Here is a 20,192-nt window from a genome sequence, read left to right as displayed (position 1 = left end):
GCGTCGCAAGGGGCACGGGCGTGACGTTACCGCTTTGCTACGGTGGGCCTGTCAGCAGTTGACACCGGACGAGCGGCGCCGTACCCGGCCAGCGACAAGACGGCGTTTCGGAGGTGTTGCTTCATGCCCTGGGTCATCCTCATCGTTTCGGGTGCGTTCGAAGCCGTGTGGGCCGTCGCCCTGAGCAAGTCGGAAGGTTTCACCCGGCCGATCCCAATAACGGTTTTCGTTGTGGCACTGATCATCTCGATGGGCGGTCTGGGTATCGCATTGCGGGATCTGCCCGTCGGCACCGGTTATGCGGTGTGGGTGGGCGTGGGCGCCGCGCTCACCGTCGTCTATGCGCTGGCCACCGGCGAGGAGAGCGCGTCACCGATCAAGGTGGCACTGCTGCTCGGCATCGTCGGTTGCGTGGTCGGCCTGCAGCTGGTCAGCCAGGGTCACTGACGCCGTCGCAGCCGCGAAATCCCCAACGCGCCAACGGCTCCCGCCGCCGCGGCGGTCAGCACACCACCGACGCCGACACCCTCGTGCACCTGCACCCGGGGGGTGATCTGCACGAGCCCGGGCGGCGGGAGCGGTGCGGCCTCCATATTCTCGATCGACGTGGCCGCCCACGCCGTGGCGAAGAGGATGAGCCGAGCGGTGATGTAGGCGAACACCATCAGGCCGAGCACCGGGCCGAACGTCGCTCCTGCCGGGCCGGTCACCACCGAGCGCAGGTAGATCGACGCCACCTGTTTGAAGACCTCGAACGCCACCGCCGCGAGCACCCCGGCCCGCATTGCCGAACTGAAGCTGATCGACTCGCGGGGCAGCCGCGCGATGATCCAGGTGAACAGCAGCCAGCTGATCAACACCGAGACGGCCAGCGAGATCACCCGCAGCAGAATGCTCATGCCCGGAACATCGCCCAGCCCAACCCATTCGACGGCCTTGCGGGCCAATCCCGAGCTGCTCACCACGGTCAGCGCGATGGTGGCCGCGATCGCCAGGAACAAGCCGGCGATGGCCGTCAGGTCCGACAGCTTCGTGCGCACGAAACCAGGGGTGTCGTGTCGCATCAGGCCCCACATCTGGCTCAGCGCCTCGCGCAGGTTGGCCATCCAGCCAAGCCCGGCCCATGCCGCGGTGGCCAGCCCGATGATGCCGACCGAGGTGCGGGACTCGATCGCGGAGTCCATCAGCTCGACGAGTTGTGTGGCGACGTCGCCGGACACCGACGCCCTGATCCGATCCTGGATCTCGGCGAGCAGTTCGGGCTGCCTGACCAGGATGAAACCGCCGACGGCGAAGCCGACCATCAACAGCGGGAACATCGCGAAGACCGTGAAGTAGGTGATGCCTGCGGCGTAGAAGTCGCCCTTGCTGTCCTTGTAGCGCTCCTGCGCCCGCATGACGTGGTCGAACCATTCGTGCCGCGCGCGCATCCGGTCGACGAACCCCTGCTTCTCTTCCGGCTCCCCCGGAGGTGTCACGCCAGCCTCCCCACGTCAGTCCCCCGGCCGCAGAAACCCCAACCGGTCATATACCCGCCGCAGTGTCGTCGCAGACACGTCGCAGGCACGCTCGGCACCGGCCGCCAGAATCGATTCCAACTCGGCGGGATCGGCGAGCAGTTCGTCGACCCTGGCCTTGATCGGTGTTACGAACTCGACGACGGCTTCGGCGGTGTCGGCTTTGAGGTCGCCGTACCCGCGTCCCGCGTAACCGTCGACCAACTTGTCGATGTCGGTGCCGGTGACTGCAGACTGGATGGTCAGCAGGTTCGAGACGCCGGGTTTGGCGTCGGGGTCATAACGCACCTCGCGTTCGCTGTCGGTGACCGCGGAGCGGATCTTTTTGGCCGAGGCCTTCGGCTCATCGAGCAGGCCGATCAGGCCACCCTCGGTTCCCGCGGATTTGCTCATCTTCGACGTCGGGTCCTGCAGGTCGTAGATCTTGGCCGTCGCCTTCGGAATCATCGGCTCGGGGATGACGAAGGTGTCCGGGAAGCGGGAGTTGACCCGTTGCGCCACATCGCGTGCCAGCTCCAGATGTTGGCGTTGGTCCTCCCCGACCGGCACGAGCTCGGTGTCGTACAACAGCACATCGGCGGCCATCAGCACCGGATAGGTGAACAACCCCACGGTGGTGGCCTCGCTGCCTTCCTTCTGCGATTTGTCCTTGAACTGCGTCATCCGCGACGCCTGCCCGAAACCGGTGAAACAGCCGAGCACCCAAGCCAATTCGGCGTGCGCCGGAACATGGCTCTGCACGAAGACCGTGGCCCGGCCCGGGTCGATGCCCAGCGCGAGGTACTGCGCGGCCGTGACCAGCGTGCGCCGCCTCAGCCGCTCGGGGTCTTGCGGGATCGTGATCGCGTGCAGGTCCACCACGCAGAAGAACGCGTCGTGGTCGTCCTGGAGGCCGACCCACTGCTGGATCGCTCCCAGTGCATTGCCGAGGTGCAGCGAGTCGGAGGTCGGTTGGACCCCGGAGAAGACGACGGGTTTCGGCGAACTGCTCATGATCGCCCGATCATTTCACGCGACCGGTATTCGACCGTCACCGGCGCGTGGTCCGACCAGCGCAGCGCATACGCCTCGGCGCGCTCCACCCGGGCAGCGACGGCCCGTTCCGCCAGCGCCTTGGTGGCCAACTGGTAGTCGATGCGCCAGCCGGCGTCGTTGTCGAAGGCGCGGCCCCGCCACGACCACCACGCGTACGGACCCGGCTGGTCGGGGTGCAACTCGCGAACCACGTCCACCCAACCCGAGGCGAGCAGCGCGGTGAGCCACTGTCGCTCACCCGGCAGGAACCCGGACTTCTTGAGGTTTCCCTTCCAGTTCTTGATGTCGTTGGTGGTGTGGGCGATGTTCCAGTCGCCGCATACGACGGCCTCGCGGTCGGTCAGCGTCGCCATCCGAGCGGCGAGCTCGGCCATGAACCGTTCCTTTTCGAGCTGGCGGTCCGTCTCTGCCTCGCCGGTCTGGACGTAGACGCTCGCGACCGTCACCCCGGCGGTGTCGACCTCCAGATAGCGGCCGTGCGCGCCGAACTCGTCGGACTCGAGCAGCCGCGACGCCGAGATCGGGTGGCGCGACAGCACGGCCACGCCGCTGCGACCCTTGATGTGCGGTTCGGCCGACGCCAGGCGCCAACCGTCGGCCAGGGCGGGCGCCAATGCGGCGGTCAGCTGCTCATCGTCGGCGCGGGTTTCCTGCAGGCAGATCACGTCGGCGGGGGTCGACGCCAACCACGGCAACAGACCGCGGTTCTGCGGCGAGCGCTCTTTGACCGCAGCTCGGATGCCGTTGACGTTGATGGTGCTGACGATCAGCGAGGTCACAGCGGCAGACCATACCGACGCACTTGCGGTACCGCCGGTATCACCTTTACTGTCGGGCTGATGGCTAGAAACTTGCCGCGCGACCCGCTCCACGTCGGCTCAGGCGAGCCCATCGTGTTGCTACACCCGTTCATGATGTCGCAGAACGTCTGGAAAAAGGTCGCCCCGCTCATCGCCGACACCGGCCGCTACGAGGTGCTGGCCCCGACGATGCCCGGGCACAACGGCGGGGTGAAAGGGCACCGGTTCCTGGACACCGCCGAGCTGGCCGACGACGTCGAACGCAGGATGGATGCGCTGGGCTGGGACACCGCCCACATCGTCGGCAACTCGCTCGGCGGGTGGGTGGCCTTCGAATTGGAGCGCCGCGGACGGGCCCGCACGCTGACCGGGATCGCACCGGCAGGCGGTTGGAGCAAGTTCACGCCGGCGAAATTCGAGATCGTCGGCAAGTTTTTGGCCGGCTTCCCGGTGTGGGTGTTCACGCTGGCGTTCCGGCAACGCGTTCTGAAGCTGCCGTTCACGCGCTGGTTGGCGCACTTCCCCATCAGCGCCACGCCGGACCGGTTGTCCGACGACGACCTCATCGACATCATCGACGACGTCACCCACTGCCCGGCCTACTACCAGCTGCTGGTGAAGTCGCTGCTGACCCCGGGCCTGATGGAACTGGCCGAAAGCGCGTGCCCCACCCACCTGGTGATCTGCGAGAAGGACCGGGTGCTGCCGCATCCGCGGTTCACCCGCCACTTCACCCAGCAGCTGCCGTCGAGCACGCAGGTCACGCATCTCGAGGACGTCGGCCACATCCCGATGTTCGAGGCGCCGCAGCAAGTCGCCGACCTGATCGTCGCCTTCATCGACGGGCACGCCGCCGAGCCGCGTGAGGCGCTGGGCGGCTAGAGCTTCGTCACCGGCTCGCTCGTCGCGCCCTCCAGCACCGAGTTCAGCGTCTTGCTGGGACGCATCACCGCAGTGGTCTTCTCCGGGTCCGGGTAGTAGTACCCGCCGATGTCGACCGAGTCGCCCTGCACCTCGACGAGTTCGTTGACGATCGCATCCTCGTTGTCGGCCAACGACTTTGCGAGATCCGCGAAGTGGTCGGCGAGCTCCTTGTCGTCGGTCTGCTCGGCCAGCTCTTGCGCCCAGTACATCGCGAGGTAGTACTGGCTGCCCCTGTTGTCGAGCTCACCGGTCTTGCGTGACGGGCTCTTGTTGTTGTCCAACAGTTTTCCGATGGCCGAGTCCAGCGTCTTACCCAGCAGAACGGCTCGCTTGTTCTCGGTCTTGCGCCCGATGTCCTCGAAACATGCTCCCAGAGCGAGGTATTCGCCGAGCGAATCCCAGCGCAGGTGGTTCTCCTCGACCAGCTGGTGGACGTGCTTGGGCGCGGAGCCACCGGCACCGGTTTCGTACATCCCGCCGCCGGCCATCAGCGGCACGATCGACAGCATCTTGGCGCTGGTGCCCAACTCCAGGATCGGGAAGAGGTCAGTCAGGTAGTCGCGCAGGATGTTTCCGGTCACGGCGATGGTGTCCTGGCCGCGGATCAACCGTTCCAGGGTGTACCGCATGGCCCACACCTGCGGCATGATCTGGATGTGGAGGCCCTCGGTGTCGTGGTCCTTGAGGTACTCCTTGACCTTCTTGCGCAGCTCCACCTCGTGCGGACGCTCCGTGTCGAGCCAGAACAGCGCGGTCATGTCGGCGGCCCTGGCCCTCGTCACGGCCAGCTTCACCCAGTCGCGGATCGCGGCGTCCTTGACCACCGGCATGCGCCAGATATCGCCGGCCTCGACGTTCTGGGTCATCAGCACCTCGCCGGTGTCGACGTCGACGATGTTGGCGACGCCGTCCTCGGGGATCTCGAACGTCTTGTCGTGGCTGCCGTACTCCTCGGCCTTCTGCGCCATCAGCCCCACGTTGGGCACGGTGCCGATGGTCGTCGGATCGAACTGCCCGTGGGTCTTACAGAAGTTGACCATCTCCTGGTAGATCCGACTGAATGTGGACTCGGGGTTGACCGCCTTGGTGTCCTTGGTCCGCCCGTCGGCGCCGTACATCTTGCCGCCGAGCCGGATCATGGCGGGCATCGACGCGTCGACGATCACATCGCTCGGCGAATGGAAGTTCGTGATGCCGCGGGCCGAATCCACCATCGCCAGTTCCGGCCGGTGCTCGTGCACGGCGTGGATGTCCTGGACGATCTCCTCACGCTGCGAGGCGGGCAGCGCCTGGATCTTGTCGTAGAGGTCGGACATGCCGTTGTTGACGTTCACGCCGAGCTCGTCGAGCACCTTCTGGTGCTTGGCGAACGCGTCCTTGTAGAACACCTTCACCGCGTGGCCGAACACGATCGGGTGCGACACCTTCATCATCGTCGCCTTGACGTGCAGCGAGAACATCACGCCGGTCTTGTAGGCGTCCTCGATCTGTTCTTCGAAGAATTCGCAGAGCGCCTTTTTGCTCATGAACATGCTGTCGATGATGTCGCCGTCGTCGAGCGCCACCTCCGGCTTGAGCACGATCGTCTCGCCGCTCTCGGTTTCGAGCACCATCTTGACCCTGCGGTCCTTGTCCAGCGTCATCGACTTCTCGCCGTCGTAGAAGTCACCGGTCTTCATGGTCGCCACGTGTGTGCGCGAGGCCATCGACCACTCGCCCATGCTGTGCGGGTGCCGACGCGCGTACTCCTTGACCGCCCTAGGGGCGCGGCGATCCGAGTTACCTTGCCGCAGAACCGGGTTGACCGCGCTGCCGAGGACCTTGGCGTAGCGTTCCTTGATCTCTTTTTCTTCGTCGTTCTTCGGCTCGCCGGGGTAGTCGGGTAGGTCGTAGCCCTTCGCCTTGAGCTCCTTGATCGCGGCCAACAGCTGCGGCACCGAGGCGCTGATGTTGGGCAGCTTGATGATGTTGGTGTCGGGACTCTCCGTGAGTTCGCCCAGCCGCGCCAGGTTGTCGGGCACCCGCTGCTCGTCGGTGAGGCGGTCGGAGAACTCCGCGAGAATGCGTGCGGCCACCGAGATGTCACTGGTCTCGACGTTGATGCCCGCCGGCTCGGTGAACGTGCGAATGATCGGCAGGAACGCGTAGGTCGCCAGCAGCGGCGCCTCGTCGGTCAGCGTGTAGATGATGGTCGGCTGCTCGGCAGTCATGTGGAGTTCTCCCGGCTCGCTAATCGGTTCAGGCCTCGGTCAGTCGACTACCAGTATTGCGCCGTACCCGGTGCTCTGTGTGAGCCAGGGGGTCCGCGGGGAAGGACTGTGATCCGTTACCGGCGGGTAGCCAGTCGTCGGCATCCCTTGCTGGCAGACGCAGGTGACGTGCGATAAGCTTCTCATCGGTCATGAGTGCCAGCGACAAGCCCCGGCTTGCTGGTCGGCAACCCTCCAACCGCGGTGGGGTGCCCCGGGTGATGACCAGGTTGAGTACCCGCTGACAAGCGGTTACCGGCAAGCGCGGGTCCGTTGTGACGGGCCCCCAGAGAAGACAGTGGAGGTCCGGCGTGCGCAGTTACCGCTGAGTGCGTGAAATGCCCCTTTTCGGCCCCTCACAACAGGAGAAGCTATGAGCACCGAACACGATGACCCGACCGCGCGGTGGGCGTTCGAAACCAAACAGGTCCACGCCGGACAGACCCCCGACAGCGCGACGAACGCGCGGGCGCTGCCCATCTACCAGACCACGTCGTACACGTTCGACAGCACCGATCACGCCGCCGCACTGTTCGGCCTCGCCGAGCCGGGCAACATCTACACGCGGATCATGAACCCGACCCAGGACGCCGTCGAGCAGCGCATCGCCGCGCTCGAGGGCGGTGTCGCCGCACTGTTCCTGGCCTCCGGTCAGGCCGCATCGACGTTCGCGATTCTCAACCTCGCCGACACGGGTGACCACATCGTGTCCAGCCCACGGCTGTACGGCGGCACCTACAACCTGTTCCACTACTCGCTGCCGAAGCTGGGCATCGAGGTCAGCTTCGTCGAAGACGCCGACGACCTCGACTCCTGGGGCGCTGCGGTGCGGCCAAACACCAAGGCGTTCTTCGCCGAGACGATCTCCAATCCGAAGATCGACGTGCTCGACATCCCGGGCGTCTCGGGTGTCGCCCACGACGCCGGGGTACCGCTGATCGTCGACAACACGATCGCCACGCCGTATCTGATTCAACCGTTGAGCCACGGCGCCGACATCGTCGTGCACTCGGCAACCAAGTACCTCGGCGGGCACGGGACCGCGATCGCCGGTGTCATCGTCGACGGCGGCACGTTCGACTGGACCAACGGAAAGTTCCCCGGCTTCACCGAACCCGACCCCAGCTACCACGGCGTCGTATTCGCCGAACTCGGCCCGCCCGCGTTCGCGCTGAAGGCACGCGTGCAGCTGCTGCGCGACCTGGGTTCGGCGGCGTCGCCTTTCAACGCGTTCCTGGTGTCCCAGGGACTGGAGACGTTGAGCCTGCGTGTCGAGCGGCACGTCGAGAACGCACAGAAGGTCGCCGAATACCTGTCGGCACACGAGGACGTCATCTCGGTGAACTACGCCGGGTTGCCATCGTCGCCGTGGTATGAGCTCGGAAAGAAGTTGGCGCCCAAGGGGACCGGTGCGGTGCTCGCGTTCGAACTGTCGGGCGGGGTCGACGCCGGGAAGGCCTTCGTCAACTCGCTGACCCTGCACAGCCACGTCGCCAACATCGGCGACGTTCGCTCGCTGGTGATCCATCCGGCTTCCACCACACACGCACAGCTCTCGCCGGAAGAGCAGTTGGCCACCGGCGTCACGCCAGGGCTGGTGCGGCTGGCGGTCGGCATCGAGGGCATCGACGACATCCTGGCCGATCTCGAGCAGGGCTTCGCCGCGGCCAAGCCGTTCAGCTCCGCAGGCAAGTCCGATCCGAACACCACGGCGGCGTTCTGATGACCCTCTCCGACCTGGAAGTCGAGGTGCCACTCCTGAATCTGCCCGCGGAAGGCGAGATCGGCGTGGTCGACATCGGCCCGCTGACGCTGGAGAACGGCGCGGTCATCGACGACGTGTCGATCGCCGTGCAGCGCTGGGGCGAGTTGTCGCCCGAGCGCGACAACGTCGTCGTCGTGCTGCACGCGCTGACCGGCGATTCGCACATCACCGGTCCGGCAGGACCCGACCACCCGACCCCCGGCTGGTGGGATGGCGTCGCGGGACCCGGCGGACCCATCGACACCGACCGCTGGTGCGCGGTGGCGACCAACGTGCTCGGCGGCTGCCGCGGCTCCACCGGCCCGAGCTCACCGCATCCCGACGGCAAGGCGTGGGGTTCGCGTTTCCCGGTCGTCTCCGTCCGCGACCAGGTGCGCGCCGACATCGCCGCGCTGGAGGCGTTCGGGATCACCGAGGTCGCCGCGGTCATGGGCGGCTCGCTGGGTGGCGCCCGCGCGCTCGAGTGGATGGTCGGCCATCCGGACAGGGTGCGCTCGGGGCTGGTGCTGGCCGTCGGCGCGCGTGCCACCGCAGACCAGATCGGCACGCAGAGCTCGCAGGTCGCCGCGATCAAGGCCGATCCGAACTGGCAGAACGGCGACTACTACGGCACCGGCCTGTCCCCCGATCTCGGCATGGAGATCGCCCGCCGGTTCGCCCACCTGACCTATCGCGGCGAACTCGAGCTCGATACCCGGTTCGCCAACGATCCGCAGGACGACGAGGACCCCGGCGTGGGCGGCCGCTACGCCGTGCAGAGCTATCTGGAGCATCAGGGCCGAAAGCTGGTGTCGCGGTTCGACGCGGGCACGTATGTGGCCCTCACCGAGGCGCTGTCCAGCCATGACGTCGGACGGAACCGCGGTGGCGTCGAGGCCGCGCTGCGTGGCTGTGGTGTGCCTGCCGTGGTCGGCGGCATCACCTCCGACCGGCTCTATCCGCTTCGGCTGCAGGAGGAGCTGGCCGAATTGCTGCCCGGCTGCGCCGGAATCGATGTCGTCGAGTCGATCTACGGGCACGACGGCTTCCTGGTGGAGACCGACGCGGTCAACAAGCTGATCCGCCGAACGCTGGAGCTGGCATCTCGGTGAGCGGGCCGGAACAACATCGCTCGCTGTCGTTCGGCGCGGAAGCCGCGGCCTACGAACGCGGTAGGCCGTCGTATCCGCCCGAGGCGATCGACTGGTTGCTGCCGTCGGCCGCCGCCAAGGTGCTCGACCTCGGGGCGGGCACGGGCAAGTTGACCACGCGCCTCGTCGAGCGCGGCCTCGACGTCGTCGCCGTCGATCCGATTCCCGAAATGCTTGACCTGCTGAGTCGTTCGCTTCCCGAGACGCCCGCGCTGCTCGGCACGGCCGAGGAGATCCCGCTGCCCGACGACAGCGTGGACGCGGTGCTGGTGGCCCAGGCCTGGCACTGGTTCGATCCCGACATCGCGGTGAAGGAGGTCGCCCGCGTACTGCGCCCCGGCGGTCGGCTGGGCCTGGTGTGGAACACCCGCGACGAGCGACTCGGCTGGGTCAAAGACCTCGGCCGCATCATCGGTCACGAACACGATCCGTTCAGCAACACCGTGTCGCTGCCCGAACCGTTCACCGATGTCGAACGTCATCAGGTCGAGTGGACCAGTTACCTGACCCCCCAGGCGCTTATCGACCTGGTGGCGTCGCGCAGCTACTGCATCACCTCACCGGAGCAGGTGCGCACCAGGACCCTGGACCGCGTGCGCGAGCTGCTGTCGACCCACCCGGCGCTGGCCAACTCCACCGGGCTGGCGCTGCCGTACGTCACGGTGTGCATCCGGGCGACGCTGGCCTGACAGCCGCGCCGAGATCGACGTATTGGCGGAAATGGTCGAGGAAAACCCGCCAAAGCGTAAGTCTCGGCGATTGTGGCGTTAGCTGGTGCCCAGCGGGTCGATGGTCCAGGCGACATAGAGCATCGTCGCGCTGACGGTCGCGGTGGTGACGAAATCGACGCCTCGGCTCCGCACCGCCAGCAGCCCCGCCCGTTCGTCGCTCAGCATCAGCCGCAGCGCTGCAGCCACACCGACCCCGATCGCCATCACCAGCGCGCCGCGTCGCCAATAGCCCGCGACCACCAGGACGAACGCGGCGGCGAAGATCAGCCCGACCGACCAGAACGGCCACTGACTCGCGAAAACCTTGCGCGCGAACTCCTTTGGTGTCACGTCGCCGCCAGTGCCTCCGCGCGCTCGACCACGTTCGTCAAAAGGAACGCCCGCGTCAGCGGGCCGACGCCACCCGGATTGGGCGAGACGTGGCCGGCGACATCCCAGACGTCGGGGTGGACGTCACCGACGAGCTTGCCGTTCTCGTCGCGGCTGACGCCAACGTCGACGACCGCAGCGCCGGGTCGCACCATCTCAGCGGTCACCATGTGCGGCATGCCCGCCGCGGCGATGATGATGTCGGCCTCTCGGGCCAGCTCCGGGAGATGGCGAGTCGCGGTGTGGCACAATGTCACCGTCGCGTTCTCCGAACGACGCGTTAGCAGCAGTCCGAGCGGGCGGCCGACCGTCACACCGCGGCCGATGACGACGACCTGCGCGCCGGCGATCTCCACCTCGTAGCGGCGCAGCAGGTGCACGATCCCGCGCGGAGTGCACGGCAGCGGGGCCGGTTCGTTGAGAACCAGCCTGCCGAGGTTCGTCGGATGCAGACCGTCTGCGTCCTTGCCCGGGTCGACGCGCTCCAGGGCGGCGTTTTCGTTGAGGTGCTTGGGCAGCGGCAACTGGACGATGTAACCGGTGCACTCGGGGTTGGCGTTGAGCTCGTCGATCGTCTCGTCGAGCGTGGCCTGGCTGATGTCGGCGGGCAGGTCGCGGCGGATCGAGTTGATGCCGACCTTCGCGCAGTCGGAGTGCTTACCGCGCACGTAGGCCTGCGAGCCGGGGTCGTCGCCGACGAGCACCGTGCCCAGCCCCGGCGTACGTCCCGCCGCGGTCAGCGCCGCGACCCGTTCGGTGAGGTCGACGAAGATCTCGTCGCGCGTGGCCTTGCCGTCCAGTGTGATCGCACCCACGCGTCACAGTCTGGCATGCTCTGAGACCATGAACACTCAGCCCAATGTGTTCACCCCGGCCAAGCTCGGCCCGGTGACGCTGCGCAATCGGATCATCAAGGCGGCGACGTTCGAGGCGTCGACGCCGAACGCGCTCGTCACCGACGAACTGATCAACTTCCACCGGCTGCCCGCCGCCGGCGGAGTCGGGATGACGACGGTCGCCTACTGCGCGGTCGCTCCCGGCGGGCGCACCGACGGCTGGCAGATCTGGATGCGCCCCGAGGCGGTGCCAGGGCTGAAGCGGCTGACCGAAGCGGTCCATGCCGAGGGCGCGGCGATCAGCGCACAGATCGGCCATGCCGGCCCAGTGGCGAATGCGCGGACCAACAAGGCCAAGGCGCTGGCGCCGATCCGCTTCTTCAACCCGCTGTCGATGCGGTTCGCCAAGAAGGCCACGCGTGAGGACATCCGCGATGTCACCGAGGCGCACGCCAACGCCGCGCGCCTGGCGATCGAATCCGGTTTCGACGCGGTCGAGATCCATCTCGGCCACAACTACCTGGCCAGCTCGTTCCTCAGTCCACTGCTCAACCGCCGCACCGACGAGTTCGGCGGCTCGCTTCAGAACCGCGCCAAAGTGGCCCGCGGCGTCGTCATGGCGGTGCGGCGCGCGGTGGAGAAGGAGGGTGCCCCGATCGCGGTGACCGCGAAGCTGACCATGACCGACGGTGTGCGTGGCGGCATCCCGATCGAGGAGTCGCTGCAGACCGCGAAATGGCTCGAGGAGGACGGCGGGCTGGACGCCATCGAGCTGACGGCGGGCAGTTCGCTGGTCAACCCGATGTACCTGTTCCACGGCGACGCGCCGATCAAGGAGTTCGCGAACGCGTTCAAGCCGCCGATCCGGTGGGGCATCCGGATGACCGGCAAGAAGTTCCTGCGCCAGTACCCCTACCGCGACGCATTCCTGTTGCGCCACGCCCAGAAGTTCCGCGCCGAATTGAAGATGCCGCTGATCCTGTTGGGCGGCATCACCAACCGAGAGTCGATGGACCTCGCGATGGCCGAGGGCTTCGACTTCGTGGCGATGGGACGCGCGTTGCTGGCCGAACCGGACCTGATCAACCGCATCCAGGCCGACAGCTCGGTGCAGTCGATCTGCGATCACTGCAACAAGTGCATGCCGACGATCTACAGCCACACCCGCTGTGTGCTGACCGGGGCGCCGGACAACTATCAGCCGTCGCCGGCGGGCCGCGGTTCGACGTAGGCCACCATCGGTTCGGTCACCAGCACCTGGTCTCCGGCGGTGACGACGAGTTCCTTGGGCGAGAACGTATAAGTGGCGCCCTCGTTCTCGACGGTGAAGACGCCGTCACTGTTTTCGACGGCAGGCGCGGTCAGCACCAGACCGTCACTCATCCGCACCCCGCGGTACTCATAGCTGCTGCCCCGCTCGCAGATCGCGACGAGCGCAAACTGGGTGCGGCCCAAAGCCGCTGGCTGCCATGGCGCCTCGCAACGGGCTTTTGAGTCGACGAACCCACGGGCGTCGATCGCTATAGCGCCTTGCGCATCGACCGTCGGCGCCAGGAACGCCGCGACGACACAGAGCCCGCCAATGCCGAAGACCAGGAAAGGCGCCCGAGACACCATGACCTATGGTGACCACGTTTCGTCGCCATAAGCGCGCGACTCGCCGTACGACCGGCAAACTTCCGTGGTCGGAGCACCGGGTCGCACATGCCTACCGTTAGAGTTGGCGACGATGAGCCGACCCGCCCCGCCCGCGCTGACCGTTCGGTACGACGGATCGACCCGAACCTTCGCGGCGGGCAATGACGTCGTCATCGGCCGCGATCTGCGCGCCGACGTTCGCATCGCCCATCCGTTGATCTCCCGTGCGCATCTGGTGTTGCGCTTTGACCAGGGCCGCTGGGTGGCGATCGACAACGGCAGCCTCAACGGGATGTTCGTCAACAACCGCAGAGTTCCCGCGGTCGACATCCACGACGGTCAGACGATCAACATCGGCAATCCAGACGGTCCGCGACTGACTTTCGAGATCGGCCGCCATCAGGGCGCGGTGGGCCGGACGCCGACCGTGGCGGTGCCGATCGCCAACCAGCGACCGACGGGCACCTACCCCACCGCGCCGCCGCCCCCGCCGGTTTCGGGTCCACACTCGGCTCCGCACACCACGCGGCCATACGGTCCGCCGCCGGGTCAGGCGCGTCCGCAACCGACCTACCCGAGTGCGCCTCCCCCGCCCCGGCATCCCAGCACGCCGCAGCCCGCGGCCTATACGAGCCCTCAACAGCCGGTGCGTCAGGTGATATCGTCCCCGGCGCTCGAGTCGGCGACGATGATGGGACCGACCGCGGCGCCGCGCTCCAGCGAGGGCAACCTCGCCACGAGCATGCTCAAGATCCTGCGGCCGGGAACCAGGCCGCCGGACAACGTCCCCGGCGCAGTCAAGATCGGTCGAGCCACCGGCAACGACATCGTCGTACCCGACGTGCTGGCCTCGCGCCACCACGCCACGCTGGTGCCGACGGCGGCCGGTACCGAGATCATCGACAACCGCAGCATCAACGGCACGTTCGTCAACGGTGCACGCGTGGAGTCCGCGCTACTTCGCGACGGTGACACGGTCACCATCGGCAACATCGACCTCGTCTTCTCCGGCGGCACGCTGGTCCGCCGCAGCGAGAGCGAGGCCGCGACCCGCACCGGCGGTCTGGAAGTACACGGTGTCACGTGGACGATCGAGAACAACAAAACGCTGCTGGACAACATCTCGATCGCCGCGCGGCCGGGAACGCTGACTGCGATCATCGGCCCGTCGGGCGCCGGTAAGTCGACGTTCGCGCGGTTGGTCGCCGGCTACACCCATCCGACGACGGGCACGGTGACCTTCGAGGGCCACAACGTGCACGCCGAATACGCGTCGCTGCGCTCCCGGATCGGGATGGTTCCCCAGGACGACGTCGTGCACGGTCAGCTGACCGTGCGTCAGGCGCTGATGTACGCCGCGGAACTGCGCCTGCCGCCGGACACCACGAAGGCCGACCGGGAACAGGTCGTCATGCAGGTGCTCGAGGAACTCGAGATGACCAACCATCTGGAGACCCGCGTCGACAAGCTCTCCGGCGGCCAGCGCAAGCGCGCTTCGGTTGCGCTCGAACTGTTGACCGGCCCGTCGCTGCTGATCCTCGACGAGCCGACCTCGGGTCTGGACCCCGCACTGGACCGCCAGGTGATGACGATGCTGCGGCAACTGGCCGACGCCGGTCGCGTCGTGCTGGTCGTCACGCACTCGCTGACCTATCTCGACGTCTGCGATCAGGTGCTGCTGCTGGCGCCCGGCGGAAAGACCGCGTTCTACGGCCCGCCCAGCCAGATCGGCCCGTCGATGGGCACCACCAACTGGGCCGACATCTTCAGCTCGGTGGCCAGCGACCCCGAGGCCGCCAACGAGCGCTTCCTGTCCAAGCACGGGCCTCCGCCACCGCCACCGCCGACCGAGGAGCCGTCCGATCTGGGCAGCCCGACGAGCACGAGCGTGCGGCGACAGTTCTCGACGATCGCGCGCCGACAGGTGCGGCTGGTGGTATCCGACCGCGGCTACTTCGCGTTCCTGATGCTGCTGCCGTTCATCATGGGCGTGCTGTCGCTCTCGGTGCCCGGTGATGTCGGGTTCGGCGTGCCCGTGCCTGCGATACAGGGCGGCCCGGCACCCAACGAGCCGGGCCAGATCCTGGTCATGCTCAACGTCGGCGCCATTTTCATGGGCACCGCGCTGACCATCCGGGCGCTGATCGGCGAACGGGCGATCTTCCGCCGTGAGCAGGCCGTCGGATTGTCAACGACCGCATACCTTTTGGCGAAGGTGTTCGTGTTCACCCTGTTCGCGGTCGTCCAGTCGGCGATCGTGACGGCGATCGCGATCATCGGCAAGGGTTGGGGTCCCGGTGCCGTCGACAGCGGTGCATTTATCGGCAACCGCAGCATCGAGCTGTTCGTCGACATCGCGGTGACGACGGTGGCCGCGGCGATGGTGGGCCTGGCGCTCTCGGCGTTGGCCAGGTCCAACGAACAGATCATGCCGCTGCTGGTGGTGGCGATCATGTCCCAGCTGGTGTTCTCGGGCGGCATGATCCCGGTGACAGACCGGATCGTGCTCGACCAGATGTCCTGGTTCACCCCTGCCCGTTGGGGTTTCGCGGCTTCGGCCTCGACGATCGACCTGATCCGGTTGGTGCCCGGCCCATTGACGCCCAACGACCGACACTGGGACCACAGCGCGGGCACATGGCTGTTCGACATCGCCATGCTGGCGCTGATCTCCATCGGCTACACGGCGTTCGTGCGCTGGCGGATTCGGCTGAGCAGCGCTTAGCGCGCCGATATCCGTGCGTGATGGCGATCATGCCCCGTGGATATTCAGGCCGTGCGCGGCGGCGAACGCAAGCGCTTGGTCGACGTCGATTTTCACGCCGGTGAGGCCGGCGGTGGTCCACAGTGACGGGTCGGTCCTCGCGCCGCGAAGGTCGGCCTCGTCGAGTCGCAGGTTCTGCACCCGCGCCCCGCTCAGATCCGCGCCGCGCAACACCGCCTTGCGCAGATCGGCGTCGACGAGGCCTGCCTCGCGCAACCGGCATCGGGTGAGATCCACACCCCGCAGATCACATCCGCCGAGGACGGCCAGTGTCAGGTCGACGTCGACCAGCGTCATCGGCCGAAGGCGGCTTCCGGTGAATACCGATCCGAGCATGCTGCACTGCCGGAATACGCTGTGGTGCAGGGTTGCTCGCTCGAACCGGCAGTTCCGAAACGCCGAACCGGCATGTTCGGATTCGGTGAGGTCGACGCCGCGGAAATCACATTCGTCGAACACCACGCGTTTGGTGCGTAGCCTGCTGAGGTCGTCGTCGCGGAAGTCGCGGCCGGTGTAGTGCTTGTCGCTCCACAGTGTTTCGTCGCGGCGCACTCGGTCAACCGGGCAGGGAGGTCAGGTTCGCCAGAGCGTATTCGGTGATCGCGATCAACGCCGCCTTGGCGGACTGCCGGTCACGCGCGTCGACGGTGATCACCGGAACGTGCTCGCCAAGCGCCAACGCCTTGCGTACCGCGGCAGCGGGATGCCTTGGCGCGCTGTCGAACTGGTTGATCGCAACGAGGAACGGCAGGTTGCGCGCCTCGAAGAAGTCGACCGCGGCGAAGCTGTCCTGTAGACGCCGCACGTCGACCAGGATGATGGCTCCGATCGCGCCGCGGACGAGGTCGTCCCACATGAACCAGAACCGGCGCTGACCGGGCGTGCCGAACAGGTACAACACCAGGTCATCGGCCAAGGTGATGCGACCGAAGTCCATCGCCACCGTCGTCGTGTTCTTCTGGGGCGTGGCTTCGAGTCCGTCGACGCCCGCCGAGGCGGTGGTCACCAAGGCCTCGGTCCGCAGCGGCATGATCTCGGAGACCGCGCCGACGAACGTCGTCTTCCCGGCGCCGAAGCCACCCGAGATGACGATCTTCGTGGAGGCGGTCTCCTCAAAGTGCCTTGAGGCCACGCAGTGTCCTTCCTATCAACTCACGTCTTTCGTCGATGTCGGTCGACTCGCCCAGGGTGCTGCCGACCGCCACATAACCCTGCGTCACGAGATCGCCGATGAGCACCCGCGCCACGCCGAGCGGCAACGATAACTTCACAGCGATCTCGGTAACCGACGGGCGGTCGACGCATATCGCCACGATCTGCCCGCGCACGTCGTTACCCGGCCAGCGCGGCGGCTTGGCCGATTGAACCGTCTCGATCGGCGCTTCCATCGGCAGCGAGATGCGGGAGTCGGTGCGGCCCGCGGTCAGGATGTACGGCCGGACCAGGCTCGGCTCGGCCGCGACGTCACCCTCCCACTGGTCCATCGGCCGCTCACGAATGTTGGGGTGCGCGCCGTCGCGCCGACTGGACGACGGTGCCCACCCGTTCGACCAATACCGCCATCTCGTAACCGATCTGGCCGATGTCGCAGTTGCGTGCCGCCAGGGTGGCCAGGTTCGAGCCGTCGCCGACGCGCATCAACAGCAGGTAGCCGTTCTCCATCTCGACCACCGACTGCAGCACGTGACCGCCGTCGAAGAGTTGTGCCGCACCCGTGGACAGGCTCGCCAGTCCGGAGGCCACGGCCGCGAGTTGGTCGGCCCGCTCGGTCGGGATGTGCTCGCTGGCCGCCATCAGCAGCCCGTCGGCGGACACCAGCACCGCGTGCGTCACCCCCGACACTTCGCGGGCGAATTTGGAGACCAGCCAGTCGAGCGAGTCGCGCTGCGTCGAACGGGCCGGGTACGTCATTCGGTATCGGTTCCTCTGGTCTCTCGTGCGTGCGAGCGGCCGGCGTGCACCCCGCCGAAGTGGCTGCTGATGCTGGCGCGAACGGCGTCAGGATCGCGTTGCGAGGCTTCCGGTTGCGCGCCCAACTCAGCCGCCGATGCTACCTCGCCGGTCTGTGCGGCGCCCGGCACGAGGCGGGCACCCGGGGTGCGCACCGGAAGCCCGTCGTCGGTGACTTCGGTGACCGGGGCCTCGTCGGCGGCGGCTGCGGCCGACCAGCCGTGGTCCCAGACCGATTCCCAGTTCAGGTCCTCGCTGTTGGCGAGTTCGGTCGGGTCGACCAGCCACTCCGAGAGCATGCTCTGGTAGATCGAGTCGTCGGCATCGGCCGTTTCCGCCGCTTGGGTTCGCGCCGCGAAGAAGCTCGAGGTGTCCGACGGCCGGCCGGCCGGTTCCGGCTCCCCGACTTCTTCGTCCGGGGTGGCCGCGATACCGCTGGCGCCGGGGTTGCGCTGCGGCAGGACCGCAATCGGCGCATCAGAGTGGCCGTTGGCGTGCCTCGGCTCGTCGAGCGCCAGCGCCGTCGCGATCCCCGAATGGGCGTCGGCGGGCGTGGCGTACTCGGGCTCGCTGAACTGGTGCGGCTCCCCGGGTCGCCTCAACAACTCGCTCGGCACGTACACACCCGCGGTGGTGCCCGAATCCGGCTCGCCACCGATCGTGGACCGCAACCGGACCACCAGCCCGTGCTGCGCGGCGAGGCGCCCCACGACGAACAACCCCATGTGCCGCGCGGTGTAGGGGTCGACCTGTCCGCCTGACTGCAGACGGGAGTTGGCCACCCGCAGATCCGACTCGGTCATCCCGAGCCCGATGTCACTCACCTCGATGACCAGTCCGCCGTTGGCGGTGTGCACGGCCGACACCCGCACCTGTGAAATCGGCGGCGAGTAGCGCAGCGCGTTGTCGAGCAGTTCGGCGAGCAGGTGGACCAGGTCACCGGCGACGGCGCCGACGACCTCACTGTCGGGAACGGTCGCGGTGACGACCCGGGTGTAGTCCTCGACCTCGGAGGCCGCGGCGTTGATCACCGCGGAGACCGGAACCGGCTCGGCCTGCTCGCGAGGAACCCTCGCGCCGGACAGCACCAGAAGGTTCGCGCCGTTACGTCGCATCCGGGCGGCCAGATGGTCCAGCCGGAACAGGCTCTCGAGCCGCTCGGGGTCCTCCTCGTTGCGCTCCAGCCGGTCGATCAACGCCAACTGCTGGTCGACCAGCGAGCGGCTGCGCCGTGAGAGCGTCTCGAACATGTCCCCGATCTGCAGCTGCAACCGCGACTGTTCGGCGGCGAGGAAGACGGCCTGCTCGTGCAGTTCGTCGACGGCATGGGCGACCTGGCCCACCTCCTCGGTCGTGTGCACCGGGATCGGGGTGATCTGCGAGGCGTCACCACCGGCACGCACCCGCTCGATTTCTGCGCCGAGGTCTTCGTGGGCGACCTTGAGCGCGCTGTCGCGCAGACGCCGCAGCGGTCGCACCAGGGTGCGCGCCACCAGGACCACGATGATCAGCGCGACCAGCATCGCCACACCGACGATGACCGCATCGCGGATCAAGGTGGTGCGCTGAGCGTCGGCTCGATCCCGCACGGCCGACGTGACCGCCCCGGTGGTCCGCTCGATGATCTGGGACGCGATCTGATCGGTTGCGGCCACCGACCCCAGCAGTTCGGGGTTGTTGACCAGCGGCACCGCCGGGTCGGTCATCAGCGCCATCCGCTTGACGAACTCGGCCTGCAGCGTCTTGGCCTCGGGCGATCCCACCCCGAGCACCTGGCTCATACCGAACAACGTCGACGGCTCGGTGCCGGCAAGTGCGATCACGGCGGTCCGCAACTCGGGCTCGGGCAACTCGGCACCGCGGGTCAGCGCGAGCGTCTGCATCGTCATCTGGCCGCGCGCCCCGATCGCCCGGGCCAGCCCGACGGTCTCCGCGCGGATGCGTTCGTCGTCGACGCGGACCGAGCCGGTCACCGCATCCTCGGCGGGCAGCAGCAACAGCGCGTAGGCCTGGATGCTGTCGCGCAGTCCGACGCTGTTCGAGGTGACCCTGTCCATCAGCGCCTGACCGTCGTCGATCATGGTGGTGATGCCCTGGCGGACGTCCGGAGCGACGTCGGTGGCCTCCATCCGGAGCTGGAGTTCACGGCGGCTGCTGTCGAATCGGCTCAGGGCCGCCTGCATGTCACCGTCGGCCGAGGTGGCCAGCATCGCCGCTTCCAACGCCTCCATGTAGCGCTCGATCGCGGGCACCATTTCGGCGCGTTCGGCGGCGCGGCGTAGATCGGTCTCCGCGGTCACGTCGCCGTGGATGCGCAGGCCGGCGAACGTTGCGGCCACGATCAACGGCACCAGGACGATCGCGAGCACTTTCCACCGGACCGGCCAGTTGGACAAGGCCCACCGCGACGGCCGTTTGACCGGAGGCTCGGGTTCGCGCGGGGAGAACACGCTCATCGGCGCAGGCCCGTTCGCAGGGCCGGCG

19 protein-coding genes and 2 riboswitches are annotated in these 20,192 nt (G+C 67.3%); of the genes, 7 read left to right on the top strand and 12 right to left on the bottom strand.

Features of this window, described 5'->3' with window-relative positions:
- The first annotated feature begins 45 nt into the window (after positions 1-45).
- A riboswitch (guanidine-III (ykkC-III) riboswitch) is annotated at positions 46-109 on the top strand.
- Between the two features lie 14 nt (positions 110-123).
- Positions 124-447, top strand: a complete 324-nt coding sequence (locus tag A5759_RS03570; RefSeq protein ID WP_068193800.1) for a multidrug efflux SMR transporter — start codon at positions 124-126, stop codon at positions 445-447.
- Here A5759_RS03570 and yhjD read toward each other — a convergent pair.
- The 3 genes from yhjD to A5759_RS03555 are packed head-to-tail and all read right to left on the bottom strand — an operon-like array spanning position 441 to position 3,322.
- On the bottom strand, positions 441-1,478 hold the full coding sequence (gene yhjD / locus A5759_RS03565; protein ID WP_082961948.1) for an inner membrane protein YhjD: 1,038 nt from the start codon (positions 1,476-1,478) through the stop codon (positions 441-443). The two genes, A5759_RS03570 and yhjD, sit on opposite strands and share 7 nt — an antisense overlap.
- Before the next feature lie 15 nt (positions 1,479-1,493).
- Complete coding sequence (trpS, locus tag A5759_RS03560) at positions 1,494-2,510, bottom strand: tryptophan--tRNA ligase (RefSeq protein WP_068193795.1); 1,017 nt, start codon at positions 2,508-2,510, stop codon at positions 1,494-1,496.
- A complete protein-coding gene (locus A5759_RS03555; protein ID WP_068193957.1) occupies positions 2,507-3,322 on the bottom strand; it encodes an exodeoxyribonuclease III in 816 nt (271 codons plus the stop codon). Before A5759_RS03555 ends, trpS begins: the two co-directional genes overlap by 4 nt.
- Before the next feature lie 69 nt (positions 3,323-3,391).
- On the opposite strand from A5759_RS03555, the gene A5759_RS03550 reads away from it, so the two are divergent.
- Positions 3,392-4,234 (top strand): alpha/beta fold hydrolase, encoded by an 843-nt coding sequence (locus A5759_RS03550; protein ID WP_068193794.1) that lies wholly within the window; start codon positions 3,392-3,394, stop codon positions 4,232-4,234.
- On the opposite strand, the gene A5759_RS03545 is transcribed toward A5759_RS03550, so the two are convergent.
- Complete coding sequence (locus tag A5759_RS03545) at positions 4,231-6,486, bottom strand: NADP-dependent isocitrate dehydrogenase (protein ID WP_068193791.1); 2,256 nt, start codon at positions 6,484-6,486, stop codon at positions 4,231-4,233. The genes A5759_RS03550 and A5759_RS03545 overlap by 4 nt on opposite strands.
- Before the next feature lie 187 nt (positions 6,487-6,673).
- Positions 6,674-6,796, top strand: a riboswitch (SAM riboswitch).
- 102 nt (positions 6,797-6,898) lie between these two features.
- On the opposite strand from A5759_RS03545, the gene A5759_RS03540 reads away from it, so the two are divergent.
- The 3 genes from A5759_RS03540 to A5759_RS03530 are packed head-to-tail and all read left to right on the top strand — an operon-like array spanning position 6,899 to position 10,109.
- Positions 6,899-8,248: a bifunctional o-acetylhomoserine/o-acetylserine sulfhydrylase gene (locus tag A5759_RS03540; protein ID WP_068193788.1), complete on the top strand. Its 1,350-nt coding sequence runs from the start codon at positions 6,899-6,901 to the stop codon at positions 8,246-8,248.
- Positions 8,248-9,381, top strand: coding sequence for a homoserine O-acetyltransferase (locus A5759_RS03535; RefSeq protein WP_068193784.1), 1,134 nt, complete (start codon positions 8,248-8,250; stop codon positions 9,379-9,381). The genes A5759_RS03540 and A5759_RS03535 overlap by 1 nt, the downstream gene beginning before the upstream one ends.
- On the top strand, positions 9,378-10,109 hold the full coding sequence (locus A5759_RS03530; protein ID WP_197505939.1) for a class I SAM-dependent methyltransferase: 732 nt from the start codon (positions 9,378-9,380) through the stop codon (positions 10,107-10,109). The genes A5759_RS03535 and A5759_RS03530 overlap by 4 nt, the downstream gene beginning before the upstream one ends.
- A gap of 78 nt (positions 10,110-10,187) precedes the next feature.
- Here A5759_RS03530 and A5759_RS03525 read toward each other — a convergent pair whose 3' ends face one another.
- A complete protein-coding gene (locus A5759_RS03525; RefSeq protein WP_064394249.1) occupies positions 10,188-10,481 on the bottom strand; it encodes a DUF3017 domain-containing protein in 294 nt (97 codons plus the stop codon).
- The gene (locus tag A5759_RS03520) at positions 10,478-11,335 is read right to left on the bottom strand and encodes a bifunctional methylenetetrahydrofolate dehydrogenase/methenyltetrahydrofolate cyclohydrolase (RefSeq protein ID WP_064394250.1); all 858 of its coding nucleotides are present in this window, start codon (positions 11,333-11,335) and stop codon (positions 10,478-10,480) included. Before A5759_RS03520 ends, A5759_RS03525 begins: the two co-directional genes overlap by 4 nt.
- A gap of 28 nt (positions 11,336-11,363) precedes the next feature.
- Here A5759_RS03520 and A5759_RS03515 point away from each other — a divergent pair, with 28 nt between their 5' ends.
- Positions 11,364-12,587, top strand: a complete 1,224-nt coding sequence (locus A5759_RS03515) for an NADH:flavin oxidoreductase (protein WP_068193779.1) — start codon at positions 11,364-11,366, stop codon at positions 12,585-12,587.
- Here A5759_RS03515 and A5759_RS03510 read toward each other — a convergent pair.
- Positions 12,554-12,970, bottom strand: coding sequence for a hypothetical protein (locus tag A5759_RS03510; protein ID WP_156616794.1), 417 nt, complete (start codon positions 12,968-12,970; stop codon positions 12,554-12,556). The genes A5759_RS03515 and A5759_RS03510 overlap by 34 nt on opposite strands.
- A gap of 115 nt (positions 12,971-13,085) precedes the next feature.
- Between A5759_RS03510 and A5759_RS03505 the strand changes: the two genes are divergently transcribed.
- The gene (locus tag A5759_RS03505; RefSeq protein WP_068193772.1) at positions 13,086-15,719 is read left to right on the top strand and encodes an FHA domain-containing protein; all 2,634 of its coding nucleotides are present in this window, start codon (positions 13,086-13,088) and stop codon (positions 15,717-15,719) included.
- 27 nt (positions 15,720-15,746) lie between these two features.
- Here A5759_RS03505 and A5759_RS03500 read toward each other — a convergent pair whose 3' ends face one another.
- Genes A5759_RS03500 through A5759_RS03480 form a run of 5 tightly spaced genes read right to left on the bottom strand, consistent with a single transcriptional unit; the run spans position 15,747 to position 20,164 of the window.
- Positions 15,747-16,310 (bottom strand): pentapeptide repeat-containing protein, encoded by a 564-nt coding sequence (locus tag A5759_RS03500; RefSeq protein WP_068193770.1) that lies wholly within the window; start codon positions 16,308-16,310, stop codon positions 15,747-15,749.
- Between the two features lie 4 nt (positions 16,311-16,314).
- On the bottom strand, positions 16,315-16,890 hold the full coding sequence (locus A5759_RS03495) for an ATP/GTP-binding protein (RefSeq protein ID WP_066849228.1): 576 nt from the start codon (positions 16,888-16,890) through the stop codon (positions 16,315-16,317).
- The gene (locus A5759_RS03490; protein ID WP_068193766.1) at positions 16,871-17,242 is read right to left on the bottom strand and encodes a DUF742 domain-containing protein; all 372 of its coding nucleotides are present in this window, start codon (positions 17,240-17,242) and stop codon (positions 16,871-16,873) included. The genes A5759_RS03495 and A5759_RS03490 overlap by 20 nt, the downstream gene beginning before the upstream one ends.
- A gap of 7 nt (positions 17,243-17,249) precedes the next feature.
- Entirely contained in the window at positions 17,250-17,669 is a 420-nt protein-coding gene (locus A5759_RS03485; protein WP_064345702.1) for a roadblock/LC7 domain-containing protein, read from the bottom strand.
- Positions 17,666-20,164: an ATP-binding protein gene (locus A5759_RS03480; RefSeq protein ID WP_068193762.1), complete on the bottom strand. Its 2,499-nt coding sequence runs from the start codon at positions 20,162-20,164 to the stop codon at positions 17,666-17,668. The genes A5759_RS03485 and A5759_RS03480 overlap by 4 nt, the downstream gene beginning before the upstream one ends.
- Between the last annotated feature and the right edge of the window lie 28 nt (positions 20,165-20,192).

The organism is Mycobacterium sp. 852014-52144_SCH5372336, assembly GCF_001665615.1.
Classification (GTDB): Bacteria; Actinomycetota; Actinomycetes; order Mycobacteriales; family Mycobacteriaceae; genus Mycobacterium; species Mycobacterium neumannii_A.
This window is presented reverse-complemented; position numbering and strand designations above follow the sequence as displayed.

What these genes read in the sequence shown, in the direction of transcription:
- A5759_RS03570 (WP_068193800.1), top strand. Translation starts at nt 124, where the DNA reads ATGCCCTGGGTCATCCTCATCGTTTCGGGTGCGTTCGAAGCCGTGTGG.
- trpS (WP_068193795.1), bottom strand. Translation starts at nt 2,510, where the DNA reads ATGAGCAGTTCGCCGAAACCCGTCGTCTTCTCCGGGGTCCAACCGACC.
- A5759_RS03550 (WP_068193794.1), top strand. Translation starts at nt 3,392, where the DNA reads ATGGCTAGAAACTTGCCGCGCGACCCGCTCCACGTCGGCTCAGGCGAG.
- A5759_RS03545 (WP_068193791.1), bottom strand. Translation starts at nt 6,486, where the DNA reads ATGACTGCCGAGCAGCCGACCATCATCTACACGCTGACCGACGAGGCG.
- A5759_RS03540 (WP_068193788.1), top strand. Translation starts at nt 6,899, where the DNA reads ATGAGCACCGAACACGATGACCCGACCGCGCGGTGGGCGTTCGAAACC.
- A5759_RS03535 (WP_068193784.1), top strand. Translation starts at nt 8,248, where the DNA reads ATGACCCTCTCCGACCTGGAAGTCGAGGTGCCACTCCTGAATCTGCCC.
- A5759_RS03515 (WP_068193779.1), top strand. Translation starts at nt 11,364, where the DNA reads ATGAACACTCAGCCCAATGTGTTCACCCCGGCCAAGCTCGGCCCGGTG.
- A5759_RS03505 (WP_068193772.1), top strand. Translation starts at nt 13,086, where the DNA reads ATGAGCCGACCCGCCCCGCCCGCGCTGACCGTTCGGTACGACGGATCG.
- A5759_RS03490 (WP_068193766.1), bottom strand. Translation starts at nt 17,242, where the DNA reads ATGGACCAGTGGGAGGGTGACGTCGCGGCCGAGCCGAGCCTGGTCCGG.
- A5759_RS03485 (WP_064345702.1), bottom strand. Translation starts at nt 17,669, where the DNA reads ATGACGTACCCGGCCCGTTCGACGCAGCGCGACTCGCTCGACTGGCTG.
- A5759_RS03480 (WP_068193762.1), bottom strand. Translation starts at nt 20,164, where the DNA reads ATGAGCGTGTTCTCCCCGCGCGAACCCGAGCCTCCGGTCAAACGGCCG.